This window comes from Pseudomonas simiae, from assembly GCF_900111895.1.
Classification (GTDB): Bacteria; Pseudomonadota; Gammaproteobacteria; order Pseudomonadales; family Pseudomonadaceae; genus Aquipseudomonas; species Aquipseudomonas simiae.
This window is the reverse complement of the sequence record NZ_FOKB01000008.1, coordinates 255237-272535: the sequence shown is the minus strand read 5'-3', so window position 1 is coordinate 272535 and position 17299 is coordinate 255237. Positions and strand designations below refer to the sequence as shown.

Genomic DNA, 17299 nt, shown 5'->3' with positions numbered 1-17299 from the left:
CCAGCTCCCACATTTGAAATGCATTCCAACCTGTGGGCGCGGCGGTGCGACGACTCGACTCGCTCGCGAAGGGGCCCTGAAGGCCAGCACACAACTCTACTGAAGGAACCCACCATGCAAGACTGGCAACACTCGGTGATCTACCAGATCTACCCCAAAAGCTTCCACAGCCACGCGGGTAACGCCACCGGTGACCTGCTGGGCATCGTGGACAAACTCGACTACCTCAAATGGCTCGGTGTCGACTGCCTCTGGATCACGCCATTCCTGCGCTCGCCGCAACGGGATAACGGCTACGACATCAGCGACTACTACGCCATCGACCCCAGCTACGGGACCATGGCTGACTGCGATCTGCTGATCAGCGAAGCGGCCAAGCGTGGCATCAAGCTGATGCTCGACATCGTGGTCAACCACACGTCCATCGAGCACGAGTGGTTCCAGCAGGCGCGCAGCAGCCTCGACAACCCCTACCGCGACTTCTACATCTGGCGCGACCAGCCGAACAACTGGGAATCCAAGTTCGGCGGCTCGGCCTGGGAATACGAGGCGCAGACCGGCCAGTACTTCCTGCACCTGTTCGATCACACCCAGGCCGACCTCAATTGGGACAACCCCAAGGTGCGCGCCGAGGTGTTCAAGCTGATGCGCTTCTGGCGCGACAAGGGTGTGGGTGGTTTCCGCCTGGACGTGATCAACCTGATCTCCAAGCCCGCCGATTTTCCCGAGGACAACACTGACGGCCGCCGGTTCTACACCGACGGCCCGAACGTGCACGAATACCTGCAGGAAATGCACCGCGAAGTCTTCGAAGGGCATGACCTGATCAACGTCGGCGAAATGTCGTCCACCAGCCTGGAGCACTGCATCCGCTACTCGCGGCCGGAGTCGAAAGAGCTGTCGATGACCTTCAACTTTCATCACCTGAAAGTCGACTACCCGAACCTGCAAAAGTGGGTGAAGGCGGATTTCGACTTCCTGCAACTCAAGCAGATCTTCACCGACTGGCAACTGGGCATGCAGGCCGGCGGTGGATGGAACGCGTTGTTCTGGTGTAACCACGACCAGCCACGGGTGGTCTCGCGTTTCGGCAATGACGGCGAGCATCGTGTGGTCTCGGCGAAGATGCTGGCGACTGCGCTGCACTTCCTCCAGGGCACGCCGTATGTGTACCAGGGCGAAGAGCTGGGCATGACCAATCCGGGCTTTGACAGGATCGAGCAATACCGTGACGTGGAGTCGCTGAACATCTTCCGCCTCAAGCGCGATGCCGGTGAGCCCGAGGCGTCAAGCATGGCGGCGATCATGCAGAAGTCGCGGGATAACGGGCGTACGCCGATGCAGTGGAATGCCGGGGAAAACGCCGGTTTCAGCACCGGTGAACCCTGGATTGGCATTCCGGCCAATGCGGCGCAGATCAACGTCGAAAGCCAACTGGATGACCCGGACTCGGTGCTGCATCACTACCGCGCGCTGATTGCCTTGCGTCGTCACGAACCGCTGATCCAGGAAGGTGTTTACCGCCCACTGCTGCAAGACCACTTGCGGGTCTGGGCGTACCTGCGTGAAGGCCATGGCGAGCGCCTGCTGGTGCTGAACAACTTCTACGGCACGCCCTGCGAGATCCAACTGCCGGACAACGTGATCAACCCGGCCCGCGAACAGCGCGTGCTGATCAGCAACTACCCCGACTGCCCGCAACGTACCGCCACGGTCACGCTGCGTCCTTACGAATCGTTTGTGCTGCACCTCACGGATTGAGACCCGCTGCAACCCCGTGTGGGAGCACGGGGCGCTTCAAAAACCATAATAAAAATATCGGAGTGCTTCATGAAAACAACAATAAAGCTGGGCCTTGTTGCGTCTTGTCTGGGCCTGCCGTTTGGCGCTCAAGCCCTGGAATTTGCCGGTTACCTGCGCAGCGGCGCGGGTACTTCGACGGGCAGCGGCCCACAGCAATGCTTCCAGCTGCCAGGGGCGCAAACCAAGTACCGTCTGGGTAACGAATGCGAACAGTACGCCGAGCTGGAATTGCGCCAGGACCTGCTCACCCTCGATGACGGCTCAGTGCTCAGCGTCGATGCCATGGCATCGCTCTACAACAAGTACGACCGCGCGCTGAAGTTCCAGGGCGAAAACAACGGCTCGGCGCGCATGCCGCAGATGTATGCGCAGTGGTCCAACCTGCCCAGCCTCAATGGCGGTTCGCTGTGGGCCGGCCGGCGTTACTACAAACGTAACGACATCCATATCTCCGACTTCTACTACTGGAACCAGAGCGCCACGGGCGGGGGTATCGAGGACGTGCTGATCGGTGATCTCAAATACAGCTACGCTATTTCGCGCAAGGACAACCTGTACCAGAAGGAATACGCTACCCGTCACGACTTCAACGTCGCGGGCTTCAAGACCAACCCCGGCGGCGAGCTGGAGTTGGGTCTAAGCTACATCGAAAAAGCCGGCGGGCGTGACACCAACAGTGGTTGGGCGCTCACCGCGCAGCACGTGCAAAAGCCTTTCCTCGGTGGCAAGAACAAGTTCGCCCTGCAGTACGGCGAAGGTCCCGGCACCGGCCTGGGCTATACCGGCAATACCTTCCTGGATAAGAGCAGCAAAAGTTACCGCGCCGTGGAGTTTTTCGACTGGCAGGTAACCCCGCGTTTTGGTGGGCAGATCGAGGCGGTGTACCAGAAGGATATTCGTCCCGGCAGCCAGGATCAGACCTGGATGTCCCTCGGTGTGCGCCCGGCTTACGCGATCAGCGAGCAGTTCAAACTGGTCACCGAACTTGGGCATGACCAAGTCGACGCCACCGGTGGCACGCGCAAACTGAGCAAATTTACCTTCGCCCCGACCTGGTCGCCCAAAGGCCCGGAGTTCTGGGCCAGGCCGGAAGTGCGTTTGTACTACACCTATGCCACCTGGAACAAAGCGGCCAAGCGCGCGGCGAATGAATGGGCGGCGGGCTCGGCGTTGTCCGACACCGGTTCCTATGGCACGGCGCGGCATGGGTCGAATGTTGGCGTGCAAGTCGAATACTGGTGGAAGTAAATCTGTAAATGTACGCGGACTAAATGTGGGAGCGGGCTTGCTCGCGAATGCGGTGTATCAGGCGACACATGTATTGGATGACCCACCGCTTTCGCGAGCAAGCCCGCTCCCACATTTGATCTTCGTCATCCCAGGACTCACATCCACCCAATGATTTTTACAGAACAAAACAGCAGGTGAAGTCATGACCACAACTCAACCCCTGGAATTGCTGGCGCCCTTATCGGGTGTACTGCTGGCGCTGGACAAAGTGCCTGATCCGGTTTTTTCCAGCCGCCTGATCGGCGATGGCCTGTGCATCGACCCTACGTCACAGACGCTTTGCGCGCCGCTGGCCGGGGTGATCAGCAATATCCAGGACAGTGGGCATGCGGTCAGTGTCACTGACGACAACGGCGTCCAGGTGTTGATGCATATCGGCCTGGACACCGTGAACCTCGCGGGCCAGGGCTTCACCCGGCTGGTGCAGGAGGGCCAGCGGGTGGAGGCCGGGCAGCCGCTGATCGAATTCGATGCCGACTACGTGGCGCTCAATGCACGCAGTTTGCTGACGTTGATGCTGGTGGTCAGCGGCGAGCCATTCAGCCTGTTGGCAGACGGCCTGGTGGAAACGGGCCAGCCGCTGTTGCAGTTATCCCCAAGTGGAGTCGTCGAAGCAGTGGACGAGGAGGGGGGCGATGCGCTGTTCTCCAAGCCGCTGACCTTACCCAACGCCAACGGTCTGCACGCGCGCCCGGCAGCGGTGTTCGCCCAGGCGGCGAAGGGGTTCAACGCAAGCATTTACCTGCACAAGCAAACCCAGAGCGCCAACGCTAAATCGCTGGTGGCGATCATGGCGTTGCAAACCGTGCAGGGCGATACCTTGCAAGTGAGCGCGGCGGGGGAGGACGCCGAGGCGGCGATCAAGGCGTTGGTGGTCTTGTTGGCTGAAGGGTGTGGCGAGGCGGTGGTGAACGTTGCCGAGCCGGTCGCGACGCAGTCGTCGGCGACCTTGCTGCGGGGCGTGTGTGCATCGCCGGGCTCGGCGTTTGGGCAAGTCGTTCAAGTGACTGATCCGGAGCTGGTCATCACGGAGCAAGGCACCGGCGGAGCAACGGAACGTGCTGCTTTGACGCGTGGCCTGCTCGCCGCCAATGAAGCGTTGCAGGTGTTGCAGGACAAGGCTGCCGGCAGCGCCCAGGCAGAGATTTTTCGCGCACATCAGGAGCTGCTCGAAGACCCGACCTTACTGGAACACGCCCACCGCCTGCTGGGGGAAGGCAAGAGTGCCGCCTTTGCCTGGAACAGTGCAACGCTCGCCACCGTCACGCTCTTCCAGGGGTTGGGCAATGCACTGATCGCCGAGCGTGCGGCAGACCTGGCGGACGTCGGCCAGCGCGTGCTGAAACTGATCCTGGGTATTCAGGACAGTGCCTGGGATTTGCCGGAGCGCGCGATCCTGATCGCCGAGCAACTGACGCCTTCGCAGACGGCCAGCCTGGATACACGCAAGGTGCTGGGTTTTGTCACTGTCGCGGGTGGCGCGACCAGCCACGTCGCGATCCTCGCCCGCGCCCTGGGCCTGCCGGCTATTTGCGGTGTTCCGGCCCAGGTGTTGGCGTTGGCCAATGGCAAGCAGGTGCTGCTCGACGCCGACAAAGGTGAGCTGCACCTCGACCCGAACCTGGCCGAGATCGAACAGTTGGAGGCCGCCCGCAAACACCAGGTGCTGCGCCATCAGCGCGACGTGGCGCAGGCATCTCTACCGGCCACCACCCGCGACGGGCATCACGTCGAAGTGACCGCCAACGTGGCCTCGTTGCAGGAAGTCGAGCACGCCCTGACCCTCGGCGGCGAAGGTGTTGGCCTGTTGCGTTCGGAGTTTCTCTACCTGGACCGCAACCGCGCGCCAAGCCCCGAGGAACAAGCCGGCACCTACACCGCGATCGCCCGTGCCCTAGGCACCGAGCGCAACCTGGTGGTGCGCACCCTCGACGTCGGTGGCGACAAACCTTTGGCCTATGTGCCGATGGACGCCGAGACCAACCCCTTTCTCGGCCTGCGCGGTATCCGTTTATGCCTGGAGCGTCCGGAACTGCTGCGCGAACAATTCCGCGCGATCCTCGCCAGTGCCGGTTTTGCGCGGCTGCACATCATGTTGCCGATGGTCAGCCTGCTGTCGGAGCTGCACCTGGCGCGCAAGATTCTTGAAGAGGAAGCGCTGGCGCTGGGGCTCACTGAGTTGCCGAAGCTGGGCATGATGATTGAGGTGCCCTCGGCGGCACTGATGGCGGACGTGTTCGCGCCCCATGTGGATTTCTTCTCCATCGGCACCAACGACCTGACCCAATACACCCTGGCCATGGACCGCGACCACCCGCGCCTGGCCAGCCAGGCCGACAGCTTCCACCCGGCGGTGTTGCGCCTGATCGCCACCACGGTCAAGGCCGCCCATGCCCACGGCAAGTGGGTAGGCGTATGCGGCGCATTGGCCTCCGAAGCGCTGGCCGTGCCAGTGTTGATCGGGCTGGGCGTCGACGAGTTGTCAGTCAGCGTGCCGTTGATCCCTACCATCAAGGCCACTGTGCGCGAGCTGGATCTGGCTGACTGCCAGATCATCGCCCGCCAGGTGTTGGGCTTGGAAGAAGCCGCCGAAGTGCGTGAGGCCCTGCGCCAATATCACGCGGCTACTGTTGAATCCTCACCTGTCGTGGAGCACTGAGCATGTTCGAGAAATTACAGAGGGCATTCTGGAAAGCCCTGACGCCGGATTTGATTGCCGAGACCGTCACTGCGCCGAAGCAAAGTCTGTTGTCGGCCGAGGTGCTGAACGCGTTGGGTGGGGCGGACAACCTCAAGTCGCAGCAGCGTGTGGCGCTGACGCGGGTGAGGGTGCAGTTGCAGGATGTGGCGAAGATGGATGCTGCGGCGTTAAAGGCTGCGGGTGTTCCGGGGGGGATGGTGTTGGCAGATGGGGTGGTGCATCTGATCACCGGCCTCTAAGCCTAGTGGACATCCAAATGTGGGAGCGGGCTTGCTCGCGAATACGGTGTATCAGTCAGCCTGTGTAGCGACTGACTCACCGCTTTCGCGAGCAAGCCCGCTCCCACATTAGTCTTAGGGTGTTTGGGAGTGCGTCTTACAACTGCGGGTTATCTTCCGGTGGCTTGGTCTTATCCACACCCGGCACGTGCAGGTTGCCCTCAACCACCTGGTTACCTTCTAACTGTGGCTGCGTCACCCAGGTAAGAATGTCGTAATACCGCCGGATGTTCGCCACAAAATGCACCGGCTCACCGCCGCGCGCATACCCATAGCGGGTCTTGCTGTACCACTGCTTCTGCGACAGGCGCGGCAGCATCTTCTTCACGTCCAGCCACTTGTTCGGGTTCAAGCCTTCGCGCTTGGCCAGCGTGCGGGCATCTTCCAGGTGACCGGTGCCGACGTTGTAGGCGGCAAGGGCGAACCAGGTGCGATCCGGTTCGGCAATGCTGTCGTCCAGCTCGTCCTTGATCTTGGCCAGGTACTTGGCGCCGCCCATGATGCTTTGCTTGGGGTCCAGGCGGTTGGACACGCCCATCGCCTGGGCGGTGTTCTGGGTCAGCATCATCAAACCGCGTACGCCGGTCTTGGAGGTGACGGCCGGCTGCCACAGCGATTCCTGATAACCGATGGCGGCCAGCAGGCGCCAATCGACCTTTTCTGCCTTGGCATAGGCACGGAAGTGTTTCTCGTATTTGGGCAAGCGCTGCTGCAGATGCTGGGCGAAGGTGTAGGCACCCACATAGCCGAGAACATCGACGTGCCCGTAGTAGCGGTCTTTCAGACGCTGCAACGTGCCGTTCTTTTCGACTTTATCCAGGTAGCTGTTGATTTCGTTGAGCAGGCTGTTGTCTTCCCCCGCGGCCACGGCCCAGCTCTGGTTGCTGGCGTTGCCCAGGTCGAACGCCACGCGCACGTTGGGGAAGTACACCTGGTTCATCGCCACTTCGTTGGAGTCCACCAGGGTCAGGTCGATTTGCCCTTCGTCCACCATGCGCAACAGGTCGACGACTTCAACGGCGTCGGATTCTTCGTATTCAATCGCAGGGTTCTGTTTTTTAAGCTCTGCCAGTTGTTCGGCGTGGGTGCTGCCCTTGAGCACCATGATCTTCTTGCCCACCAGGTCTGCCGCGTTGGTCGGCCGCGACTGGCCGTTGCGGTAGATGATCTGCGGGGTGACTTCCAGGTAGGGGTGGGAGAAACGTACCTGGGTCTGGCGCTGTTCGCTGCTGACCAGGCCGGCCGCCGCGAGAACCGGGCCATTGGGTTTGCCCAGTTGGCCGAACAGGTCGTCGAGGTTGTCGGCGGTCTCAATCTCCAGTTTCACGCCCAGGTCATCGGCGAAGCGCTTGACCAGTTCGTATTCGAAACCGGTTTCACCGTTGCGGTCCTGGAAATAGGTCGCCGGACTGTTCCGGGTGACCACCCGCAATACGCCATCCTCCTTGATTCGCTCGAGCGTGCTGGGTTTATCAACACAGGCGCTGAGCATCAGGAAGAGTCCGGTGGCGATGAGCCATTTGGCGCATCGCGGGCGCAAAGCAGTTGGGGAGAACATCTGCGCAGTATACGCAAACGGCCCACGGCGCCATATCTCGACAGCGCGGGTCTTGTCTGCTAGCGCCGGCAAAACTGTGCTGCAGCCCGCAGAAACGGGGCTTGGCGAGGGATTGTGACGGTTAAAATAACTGCGCCGAATGCCCGGCCTGGCCCCTCGAAAGGGGTGTAATCCAGCCAACTGACGTCCGGCAGCAGTCACCGGTAGCGTTTCGGGTGCCGTTGGCGGCGGTTTACGCTAGAATGCACGGCCTCAAAGCACACCCCCTTCCCGAGGCTGTCCCGAAGATGTTGATCCTGCGCGGCGCTCCTGCCCTTTCTGCCTTTCGCCACAGCAAACTCCTTGAGCAACTGAGCCAAAAGGTTCCAGCTGTTACAGGCCTGTACGCTGAATTTGCTCACTTCGCCGACGTTACCGGCGTATTGACCGCCGACGAACAGCAAGTGCTGGCACGCCTTCTGAAGTACGGCCCAAGCGTTCCGGTTCAAGAGCCTAACGGCCGCTTGTTCCTGGTTCTGCCGCGGTTCGGCACCATCTCGCCCTGGTCGAGCAAGGCCAGCGACATCGCCCGCAACTGCGGCCTGGAGAAAATCCAGCGCCTGGAGCGGGGTATCGCTTTCTACGTCGCCGGCCAATTCAGCGATGCCGAAGCCGAGCTGATCGCCAGCAGCCTGCACGACCGCATGACCCAGATCATCGTCAGCCAGCTGGAACAGGCTGGCGGTCTGTTCAGCCACGCCGAGCCCAAGCCGCTGACCGCGATTGACGTGCTTGGCGGTGGCCGCGCCGCCCTCGAGAAGGCCAACACCGAGCTGGGCCTGGCCCTGGCCGAAGACGAGATCGACTACCTGGTCAACGCCTTCAACGGCTTGAAGCGCAACCCACACGACATCGAACTGATGATGTTCGCCCAGGCCAACTCCGAGCACTGCCGTCACAAGATCTTCAACGCCAGTTGGGACATCGACGGCGAAAGCCAGGAAAAAAGCCTGTTCGGCATGATCAAGAACACCTACGTGATGCACAGCGAAGGCGTTCTGTCGGCTTATAAGGACAACGCTTCGGTGATCGTCGGCTCCGTCGCCGGCCGTTTCTTCCCGGACCCTGAGACCCGCCAATACGGCGCGGTGCAGGAGCCGGTGCACATCCTCATGAAGGTTGAAACCCACAACCACCCGACCGCAATTGCTCCGTTCCCGGGTGCAGCCACCGGTTCCGGCGGCGAGATCCGCGACGAAGGTGCCACCGGCCGTGGCGCCAAGCCGAAAGCTGGCCTGACCGGTTTCACCGTGTCCAACCTGCAGATCCCAGGCTTCGAACAGCCATGGGAAGTGCCGTACGGCAAGCCCGACCGCATCGTCACCGCGCTGGACATCATGATCGAAGGCCCGCTGGGCGGTGCTGCGTTCAACAACGAATTCGGCCGTCCTGCCCTGACGGGTTATTTCCGTACCTTCGAACAATCGATCACCACCCCACGTGGCGATGAAGTGCGCGGTTACCACAAGCCAATCATGTTGGCTGGCGGCATGGGCAACATCCGTGAAGAACACGTCAAGAAAGGCGAGATCCTGGTCGGCTCCAAGCTGATCGTCCTCGGCGGCCCGGCGATGCTGATCGGCCTGGGCGGCGGCGCGGCTTCCTCCATGGCCACGGGTACCAGCTCGGCGGACCTGGACTTCGCTTCCGTACAGCGCGAAAACCCAGAAATGGAACGCCGCTGCCAGGAAGTCATCGACCGTTGCTGGCAGTTGGGTGACAAGAACCCGATCAGCTTCATCCACGACGTCGGTGCCGGTGGTTTGTCCAACGCTTTCCCGGAACTGGTCAACGATGGCGACCGGGGTGGCCGTTTCGAACTGCGCAACATTCCAAACGACGAGCCGGGCATGGCCCCGCACGAAATCTGGAGCAACGAATCCCAGGAGCGTTACGTTCTGGCGGTTGGTGCAGAAGACTTCGCGCGCTTCCAGGCCATCTGCGAGCGCGAGCGCTGCCCGTTCGCCGTGGTCGGCGAAGCCACTGCCGAGCCGCAGCTGACTGTGACGGATAGCCACTTCGGCAACAGCCCAGTGGACATGCCGCTCGAAGTGCTGCTGGGCAAAGCCCCGCGCATGCACCGTTCCGCGGTTCGTGAAGCCGAGCTGGGCGATGATTTCGACCCAAGCCAACTGGAACTGGCCGACAGCATCGAACGCGTGCTGCACCACCCGGCTGTGGCGAGCAAAAGCTTCCTGATCACCATTGGCGATCGCACCATCACCGGCCTGGTGGCCCGTGACCAAATGGTTGGCCCTTGGCAGGTTCCGGTGGCTGACGTTGCCGTCACCGCCACCAGCTTCGACGTTTACACCGGTGAAGCCATGGCCATGGGCGAGCGTACGCCGCTGGCCCTGCTCGACGCTCCGGCGTCGGGCCGCATGGCCATTGGTGAAACCCTCACCAACATCGCGGCTTCGCGCATCGGTAAATTGTCCGACATCAAACTGTCGGCCAACTGGATGTCCGCTGCCGGTCACCCAGGTGAAGACGCGCGCCTCTACGACACCGTCAAGGCTGTCGGCATGGAGCTGTGCCCTGAGCTGGGTATCACCATTCCGGTGGGCAAGGACTCCATGTCCATGGCCACCCGTTGGAACGAAGACGGCGTCGACAAGACGGTCACTTCGCCGCTGTCGCTGATCGTCACCGGTTTCGCACCGGTCACCGACATCCGTCAGACCCTGACCCCGCAATTGCGCATGGACAAGGGCACCACCGATCTGATCCTGATCGACCTGGGCCGTGGCCAGAACCGCATGGGCGCGTCGATCCTGGCACAGACCCATGGCAAGCTCGGCAAGCAGGCACCGGACGTCGATGACGCCGAAGACCTGAAAGCCTTCTTCGCCGTGATCCAGGGCCTGAATGCCGACGGTCACCTGTTGGCTTACCACGACCGTTCCGATGGCGGCTTGCTGACCAGCGTTGTCGAGATGGCCTTCGCCGGTCACTGCGGCCTGAACATCGTGCTCGACAGCGTTGCCGAGGATGCCTCCGAAATCAACGGTATCCTGTTCAACGAAGAGTTGGGCGCCGTGATCCAGGTTCGCCAGGACGCTACCCCGGACGTACTCGCCCAATTCAGCGCCGCTGGCCTGGACGACTGCGTGGCGGTGATCGGCCAGCCGATCAACAACGGCGAGATCAACATCTCGTTCAATGGCGACACCGTGTTTGCCGGCCAGCGCCGCTTGCTGCAACGCCAGTGGGCCGAGACCAGCTACCAGATCCAACGCCTGCGTGATAACGCCGACTGCGCCGAGCAGGAATTCGACGTGATCCTGGAAGAAGACAACCCGGGCCTGAGCACCAAGCTCAGCTTCGACGTCAATCAGGACATCGCCGCGCCTTACATCAAGAAAGGCATTCGTCCACAGGTTGCCGTACTGCGTGAGCAGGGCGTCAACGGCCAGGTGGAAATGGCGGCCGCGTTCGACCGTGCCGGCTTCAATGCGATCGACGTGCACATGAGCGACATCCTCGCCGGTCGCGTTGACCTCAATGCGTTCAAAGGCCTGGTGGCCTGCGGTGGTTTCTCCTACGGCGACGTGCTGGGTGCCGGCGAAGGCTGGGCCAAGTCGGCCCTGTTCAACAGCCGTGCCCGCGACGCGTTCCAGGGCTTCTTCGAGCGCAACGACAGCTTCACCCTGGGTGTGTGCAACGGTTGCCAGATGATGTCCAACCTCAGCGAACTGATCCCGGGCAGCGAGTTCTGGCCGCACTTTGTGCGCAACCGGTCCGAGCAGTTCGAAGCCCGTGTCGCCATGGTGCAGGTGCAGGAGTCCAACTCGATCTTCCTGCAAGGCATGGCCGGTTCGCGCATGCCAATCGCGATCGCCCACGGTGAAGGCCATGCCGAGTTCGCCAGCGAAGAAGCACTGCTCGAAGCTGACTTGTCCGGCACCGTGGCCCTGCGCTTCGTCGACAACCACGGCAAGGTCACCGAGACCTACCCGGCCAACCCGAACGGCTCGCCACGCGGGATCACCGGCCTTACCAGCCGCGACGGTCGCGTGACCATCATGATGCCGCACCCGGAGCGTGTATTCCGCGCCGTGCAGAACTCGTGGCGTCCGGAAGAGTGGAACGAAGACGGCGCCTGGATGCGCATGTTCCGCAACGCCCGCGTGTGGGTGAACTAAGGCCGTGTACAAGCTCAGCTTCTTCGTGCCCGACAGTCATGTGGAGACGGTGAAAACCGCCGTCTTCGCCGCTGGCGGTGGGCGCATCGGCAACTATGACAGCTGCGCCTGGCAAGTGCTGGGTCAGGGCCAATTTCGCGCGTTGGACGGCAGTCAGCCGTTTATCGGGCAGGTGGGCCAGGTTGAAGGCGTTGAAGAGTGGAAGGTTGAGCTGGTGGTGGCGGATGAGTTGATCGTGGCTGTCGTGGCTGCACTCAAGCTTAGCCATCCGTATGAGACACCGGCGTATGAGGTGTGGCAGTTGGCGGATTTTTAATTCGCACGCTGCATAAACAAGAAACCCGCTGGGCCAGTTTGGCCAGCGGGTTTTTTGTTGGCTGTGAGGGCCTATTCGACGTGCTCGCGAAGGCGTCCGCTCAGACACTTTCCTACAAACCGTTCAGGTTGTCCCTCGGCACCCATCTCCCTAGCCTCCCTGCTTTGCATTGTCTCAGTGGTGGAATGTTATGAGTCTGACGACCAGAACTGATATGCGGCTATTGCATGGCGTGATGTATCACATCACAATCGCGCCATGATCGTTAGTTGGAAACATAAAGGCCTTCGCATCTTTATGAAACGGGCTCAACGAAAGGGATCAACGCCAACCACGTGCATCGCTTGCGCCGTGTCTTGCTGATTTTAGATAGCGCGACTCATTGGGGCGATCTGGAACTGCCAGGTGGGCGCTTCCATCGCTTGAAGGGGGATCTTGTCGACTGCTGGTCAGTGAGCATCAGTGGTAACTGGCGCATCATTTTTCGCATGTATGACGATCAAGTCGAGCTGGTCGACTATCTGGATTACCACTGAGAAGGGGTCTGTTTATGGGGATGCACAATCCTCCTCACCCAGGGGAAATACTGCTTGAGGATGTTATTCCCGGGCTGGGGATGACGATCACTGAGGTGGCTCGACGCCTGGGTTTCGCGAGGGAAACCTTTTCAAGAATTCTTCATGGGCATGCGCCTGTTAGCCCTGATCTCGCTGTACGGCTTGAGCGCGCAGGCATCAGCAAGGCCCAGATGTGGCTTTCAATGCAGAGCAGTTATGACCTGTGGCAGGCGGAGTATAGAGAACAGCCTGTTATTGAGCGGTTTGCTCGGATTGAGTAACCGAGATTAAAGAACCCGGCGTTAGCCGGGTTTTCGTTGCTCGCGAAGAGGCCTTTTCAAACGATGAAGCTTTAAGCGCTCGCCCCGATCTGCTGAGCACCGACCAACCGCTCAAGTGCCTCACCCAATCCTGTGGCCTTGTCACCAATCAACAGGTGCCAAACACCGCTTTCCAGCTGGCTCACACCTTGGCAACCCAGTGCGGTGAGATCAGCTTCAGACAACCCCGAATCATCCCCCAACTCCACCCGCAACCGGGTCATCGCCACCGCTTCCAGCTGGCGCACATTCCCTCGGCCACCCAGCGCATTCAGCCATTTCTCGGCCTCCTGAACATTCACTGCAACTGGCTTTTCCACAGGCGCAACCACTACAGGCGCTGCTGCAACAAACCCTGGCATCGCCAAGCGAATCTCATCAGCAATACTGTCCGCCATCGGCCCGACCACCACCTGCAAGCTGCCGCCGTTACCTGGTCGAACGACCGCCATGGCACCCAGCGCTTTCAGCTCCGCGTCCACCGCCTTATTGCGATCCACCATGTCCAACCGTAGGCGCGTGGTGCAGGCGCCGACGCTCAGCAGATTCTCCGCACCACCCAGCGCCTGAATGTAAGCCGTGGCCCGCTGGTTATCACTCATCGCTTCAGCCTGCACCACCTGGGTATCTTCCCGGCCCGGTGTCTTCAAGTTGAAACGACGGATGCAGTAGTTGAACACGCTGTAGTAGATCAGCGCATAGGCCAGGCCGACCGGGAACACCAGCCAGCCATTGGTGGACTTGCCCCAACCCAGCACCATGTCGATAAACCCACCGGAGAAGGTAAACCCGAGGTGGATATTCAGCATGTTGGTGACCGCCATCGACAGGCCCGTCAGCACCGCGTGGATCAGGTACAGGAACGGTGCGAGGAACATGAACGCAAATTCAATCGGCTCGGTCACCCCGGTCAAGAACGAGGTCAACGCCATCGACAGGAAAATCCCGCCCATCACTTTACGGCGCTCGGGCAAGGCGTTGCGGTACATCGCCAGGCACGCGGCGGGCAGGCCGAACAGCATCACCGGGAACATACCGGTCATGAATTGGCCGCCTTTGGGGTCGCCGGCGAAGTAGCGGGTCAGGTCGCCGGTCACTACCGCGCCGGTCACTGGGTCTGTGAAGCTGCCGAATACAAACCAGGCCATATTGTTGAGGATATGGTGCAGCCCGGTAACGATCAGCAGGCGGTTGAACACGCCAAACACAAAGGCGCCCAGGCTGCCGCTTTCCATCAGCAACACGCCAAAGCTATTGATGCCGTGCTGGATCGGCGGCCAGATCAAACCAAAGATCACGCCCAGCCCAACTGCCGAAAAGCCGGTGACAATCGGCACAAACCGTCGCCCGCCAAAGAACGCCAGATACTCCGGCAGCTTGATGTCCTTGAAGCGGTTGTACAGCCCACCCGCCATCAGGCCGCTGGCGATACCGGCGAGCATCCCCATGTTGATGGACGTGTCCATGACCTTGAGCGTGGAGACCATCACCAGGTAACCAATCGCACCGGCCAAACCGGCCGTGCCGTTGTTGTCGCGGGCAAAATCCACGGCGATGCCGATGGCGAAGATCAGCGCCAGGTTGGCGAAGATCGCCTGCCCCGCGTCGTGCATCACCGCGATGTTCAAAAGATCGGTGTCGCCCAGTCGCAGCAGGAGGCCGGCGATCGGCAGGATCGCGATCGGCAGCATCAGTGCACGGCCCAGGCGTTGCAGGCCTTCGATGAAATGTTGGTACATGGCGAGACTCCTTTTTTCTTGTTGTTGTCAGCTCAGCGGCCAGTGGTGTTGACAGGCTTGGCGAACGGCCTTGGCACTGCTCAGGTCGAGCAGGCCTTGGCTCAGTTGCCGGCATTGCGCCGCGTCCAGGTGGCGGACGCGGTCCTTGATTTCTGCGATCTGCGGCGGGCTCACCGACAGCTCGCTGACCCCCAGTCCCACCAGTACCGGCGTAGCCAACGGGTCGGAGGCGAGGGCGCCACATACGCCGACCCAACGCCCGTGTTTCGTCGCGCCTGCACAGGTCTGGGCGATCAGCCGCAGCAGCGCCGGGTGCAGGGCATCGACCCGAGCGGCGAGGCCGGCGTGGTCGCGGTCCATGGCCAGGGTGTACTGGGACAGGTCATTGGTGCCGATGGACAGGAAGTCCGCATGCTTGGCCAAGTGTTCGGCCATCAGCGCAGCGGCGGGCACTTCGATCATCACCCCCAGTTCGGGGCGCTGGGTCAGCTCCAACTCCACGCACAGCTCATCCAGGCGCTGGCGGATCTGCAGCAGCTCATCCACTTCGCTGACCATCGGCAATAGAATGCGGCAACGCTCCAGTGGAGACACTTGCAGCAGCGCGCGCAGTTGCTGGTCTAGCAGCTCCGGGCGCACCTGGGCCATGCGGATACCGCGTAGGCCCAGCACCGGGTTGGCCTCGACCGGCAGCGGCAGGTAGTCGAGTTGCTTGTCGCCGCCCACGTCGATGGTGCGGATGATCACTGACTTGTCGCCCATGGCATCCAGCACGGCTTGGTAGGCGTGACGTTGTTCCTGCTCATCCGGTGCGGTGCGGCGGTCGACGAAGAGAAACTCGGTGCGCAGCAGGCCGACCCCATCGGCACCGTTTTCAAACGCCACCTGGGCTTCGGCGCTGGAGGCGACATTCGCGGCGACCTCGATACTCACGCCATCCGTTGTGCGCGCCGGCTCCTGGGCTTGGGCCTGTTGCTGCTGGCGCCGCAGTTTCTGCGCGTCGCGAATCTGGTGCACTTCGGCGTGACGCGCTTCGGTGGGCTCCAATTCCAGACGGCCGTTGACGGCGTCGAGTACCACGCGTTGGCCTTGGGGCACGTCGAGAACTTCGGCGCCCAACGCCACCACACAGGGCAAGCCTTTACCGCGGGCCAGAATCGCCACGTGGGATGTGGCGCCGCCTTCGGCCATGCAAATGCCGACGGCGTGTTGCGCACTCAATTGCAGCAGGTCAGACGGGGTCAGTTCATGGGCGCTGACAATCGATCCGGCGGGCAATTCGAAATGCCAGGCTTCACCGAGCAGCGCGCGCAATACGCGTTGCTGCAAATCCCGCAGATCGTTGGCACGTTCGGCAAACAGTGGTTTGCCCAGGGCCAGCAACACCGCGCATTGCGCCTGGATTGCATCGCGCCAGGCATGGGTGGCTGCGCTGCCTTGTTCAATTGAACGGGTCGCGGCTTCCAGCAGATTGGGGTCTTCCAACAGAGCGAGGTGGGCGGCGAAGATGTCCTCTTCCTCGACGTTCTTGCGCTGGCGGGCATGCGCCAGAGTGCTGCGAATTTCGCTGCGTACTTGCTCCAGGGCGGTGTCCAGGTGTTGCAGTTGTTCGTCGGCAGAGTGGTTGCCGACGTCTGCCGGCAATTCGATGCCGGTCAGGCGGAACAACGGCCCGCAGACCAGGCCCGGCGCAGCACACACACCTTGCAGCACGCCGGCTTCGGTATGCGCTCGGCGTGGGGGGGCAACGACAGGGACGTGGTGTTCTTCCTTGATGACGGCTGACAACGCCGCGACCAATGCCTGCAATGCGGCTTCGGCGTCTTTGCCGCGACAGGTCACGCGTACTTCGTCCCCTTCGCCAATACCCAGGCCCATCAAGCCGATCAGGCTGTCACAGGACGCCGATTTATCACCGAAATGCAGCTGTGCCTGGCTGCTGAAGTCCTGGGCGGTCTTGCGAATCAACGCTGCCGGACGCGCGTGCAAACCGCCACGATGCGTGATGCGTACGCTGGCGCTGACGTCAGCTTCCGAGTTATCCACAGCGGTTTGAACCGCTGCCGCCGAACGCGCCACGATCTGCAACAACGGCTCGCCGACCTTGACCTTTTGCCTGGCCACCGCACGCAATTCAAAGCGCTCGCCATTGGTCAGGATGATCAGGCTGACCAGGCTCTTGCACTGACGCGCAATGCGGTCCAGGTCAAACTGCACCAACGCCTGGCCCTTGCTCACCCGTGCGCCGTCCTTGACCAGCAAGGCAAAGCCTTCGCCATTCAGTTCCACCGTGTCGATGCCCACATGCATCAGCACCTCGGCACCGTTCTCGGCGCGAATCGTCAGGGCGTGCCCGGTACGCGCGACATGGATGATCACGCCGTCACAGGGCGCGTACAGGCAATCGTTCAAGGGGTCGATAGCAATACCATCGCCCATCGCGCCGCTGGCGAACACTTCGTCGGGAACGTTGCCCAGGGTCAGCACTGGCCCGCTTAACGGTGCGCTGAGGGTCAATTCATTATTGTTGTAGGACATGGGCACGGTACTCAT

General features: G+C 61.4%; 10 protein-coding genes and 1 pseudogene. 8 read left to right on the top strand and 3 right to left on the bottom strand.

All coding sequences use genetic code 11. The annotated features are described in order from the left end of the window. Positions 1-114: 114 nt before the first annotated feature. The 4 genes from treC (at position 115) to BMZ57_RS23330 (ending at position 6033) form a co-directional block, all read left to right on the top strand. Positions 115-1761, top strand: coding sequence for an alpha,alpha-phosphotrehalase (gene treC / locus BMZ57_RS23345; RefSeq protein WP_010207945.1), 1647 nt, complete (start codon positions 115-117; stop codon positions 1759-1761). 69 nt (positions 1762-1830) lie between these two features. Beyond that, on the top strand, positions 1831-3051 hold the full coding sequence (locus BMZ57_RS23340) for a maltoporin (RefSeq protein ID WP_021492268.1): 1221 nt from the start codon (positions 1831-1833) through the stop codon (positions 3049-3051). Positions 3052-3235: 184 nt separating this feature from the next. Continuing rightward, positions 3236-5752 carry a phosphoenolpyruvate--protein phosphotransferase gene (gene ptsP, locus BMZ57_RS23335; protein WP_069672767.1) on the top strand — a complete coding sequence of 839 codons (2517 nt, stop codon included), beginning with the start codon at positions 3236-3238 and terminating at the stop codon, positions 5750-5752. Between the two features lie 2 nt (positions 5753-5754). Next, positions 5755-6033 carry a PTS sugar transporter subunit IIB gene (locus BMZ57_RS23330; RefSeq protein ID WP_010207949.1) on the top strand — a complete coding sequence of 93 codons (279 nt, stop codon included), beginning with the start codon at positions 5755-5757 and terminating at the stop codon, positions 6031-6033. Between the two features lie 136 nt (positions 6034-6169). Here BMZ57_RS23330 and mltF read toward each other — a convergent pair whose 3' ends face one another. Further along, a complete protein-coding gene (mltF, locus tag BMZ57_RS23325) occupies positions 6170-7630 on the bottom strand; it encodes a membrane-bound lytic murein transglycosylase MltF (protein WP_010207950.1) in 1461 nt (486 codons plus the stop codon). A 287-nt stretch (positions 7631-7917) separates the two neighbouring features. On the opposite strand from mltF, the gene purL reads away from it, so the two are divergent. From purL to BMZ57_RS23305, 4 genes and pseudogenes are all read left to right on the top strand, one after another. Next, a complete protein-coding gene (purL, locus tag BMZ57_RS23320; protein WP_010207951.1) occupies positions 7918-11814 on the top strand; it encodes a phosphoribosylformylglycinamidine synthase in 3897 nt (1298 codons plus the stop codon). Between the two features lie 4 nt (positions 11815-11818). Further along, entirely contained in the window at positions 11819-12130 is a 312-nt protein-coding gene (locus tag BMZ57_RS23315; RefSeq protein WP_010207954.1) for a YqfO family protein, read from the top strand. A 258-nt stretch (positions 12131-12388) separates the two neighbouring features. After that, positions 12389-12666: pseudogene (locus BMZ57_RS23310) on the top strand (type II toxin-antitoxin system RelE/ParE family toxin). Positions 12667-12680: 14 nt separating this feature from the next. Then, on the top strand, positions 12681-12968 hold the full coding sequence (locus BMZ57_RS23305; protein WP_069672766.1) for a HigA family addiction module antitoxin: 288 nt from the start codon (positions 12681-12683) through the stop codon (positions 12966-12968). A gap of 71 nt (positions 12969-13039) precedes the next feature. On the opposite strand, the gene nagE is transcribed toward BMZ57_RS23305, so the two are convergent. After that, on the bottom strand, positions 13040-14746 hold the full coding sequence (gene nagE / locus BMZ57_RS23300; RefSeq protein ID WP_069672765.1) for an N-acetylglucosamine-specific PTS transporter subunit IIBC: 1707 nt from the start codon (positions 14744-14746) through the stop codon (positions 13040-13042). A 27-nt stretch (positions 14747-14773) separates the two neighbouring features. Beyond that, positions 14774-17284, bottom strand: coding sequence for a phosphoenolpyruvate--protein phosphotransferase (gene ptsP, locus BMZ57_RS23295; RefSeq protein ID WP_069672764.1), 2511 nt, complete (start codon positions 17282-17284; stop codon positions 14774-14776). Positions 17285-17299: the final 15 nt, after the last annotated feature.

Excerpts from the sequence above, each read along its gene's own strand:
- purL (WP_010207951.1), top strand. The coding sequence starts at position 7,918 with ATGTTGATCCTGCGCGGCGCTCCTGCCCTTTCTGCCTTTCGCCACAGC.
- BMZ57_RS23340 (WP_021492268.1), top strand. The coding sequence starts at position 1,831 with ATGAAAACAACAATAAAGCTGGGCCTTGTTGCGTCTTGTCTGGGCCTG.
- treC (WP_010207945.1), top strand. The coding sequence starts at position 115 with ATGCAAGACTGGCAACACTCGGTGATCTACCAGATCTACCCCAAAAGC.
- ptsP (WP_069672767.1), top strand. The coding sequence starts at position 3,236 with ATGACCACAACTCAACCCCTGGAATTGCTGGCGCCCTTATCGGGTGTA.
- mltF (WP_010207950.1), bottom strand. The coding sequence starts at position 7,630 with ATGTTCTCCCCAACTGCTTTGCGCCCGCGATGCGCCAAATGGCTCATC.
- ptsP (WP_069672764.1), bottom strand. The coding sequence starts at position 17,284 with ATGTCCTACAACAATAATGAATTGACCCTCAGCGCACCGTTAAGCGGG.
- BMZ57_RS23305 (WP_069672766.1), top strand. The coding sequence starts at position 12,681 with ATGGGGATGCACAATCCTCCTCACCCAGGGGAAATACTGCTTGAGGAT.
- BMZ57_RS23330 (WP_010207949.1), top strand. The coding sequence starts at position 5,755 with ATGTTCGAGAAATTACAGAGGGCATTCTGGAAAGCCCTGACGCCGGAT.
- nagE (WP_069672765.1), bottom strand. The coding sequence starts at position 14,746 with ATGTACCAACATTTCATCGAAGGCCTGCAACGCCTGGGCCGTGCACTG.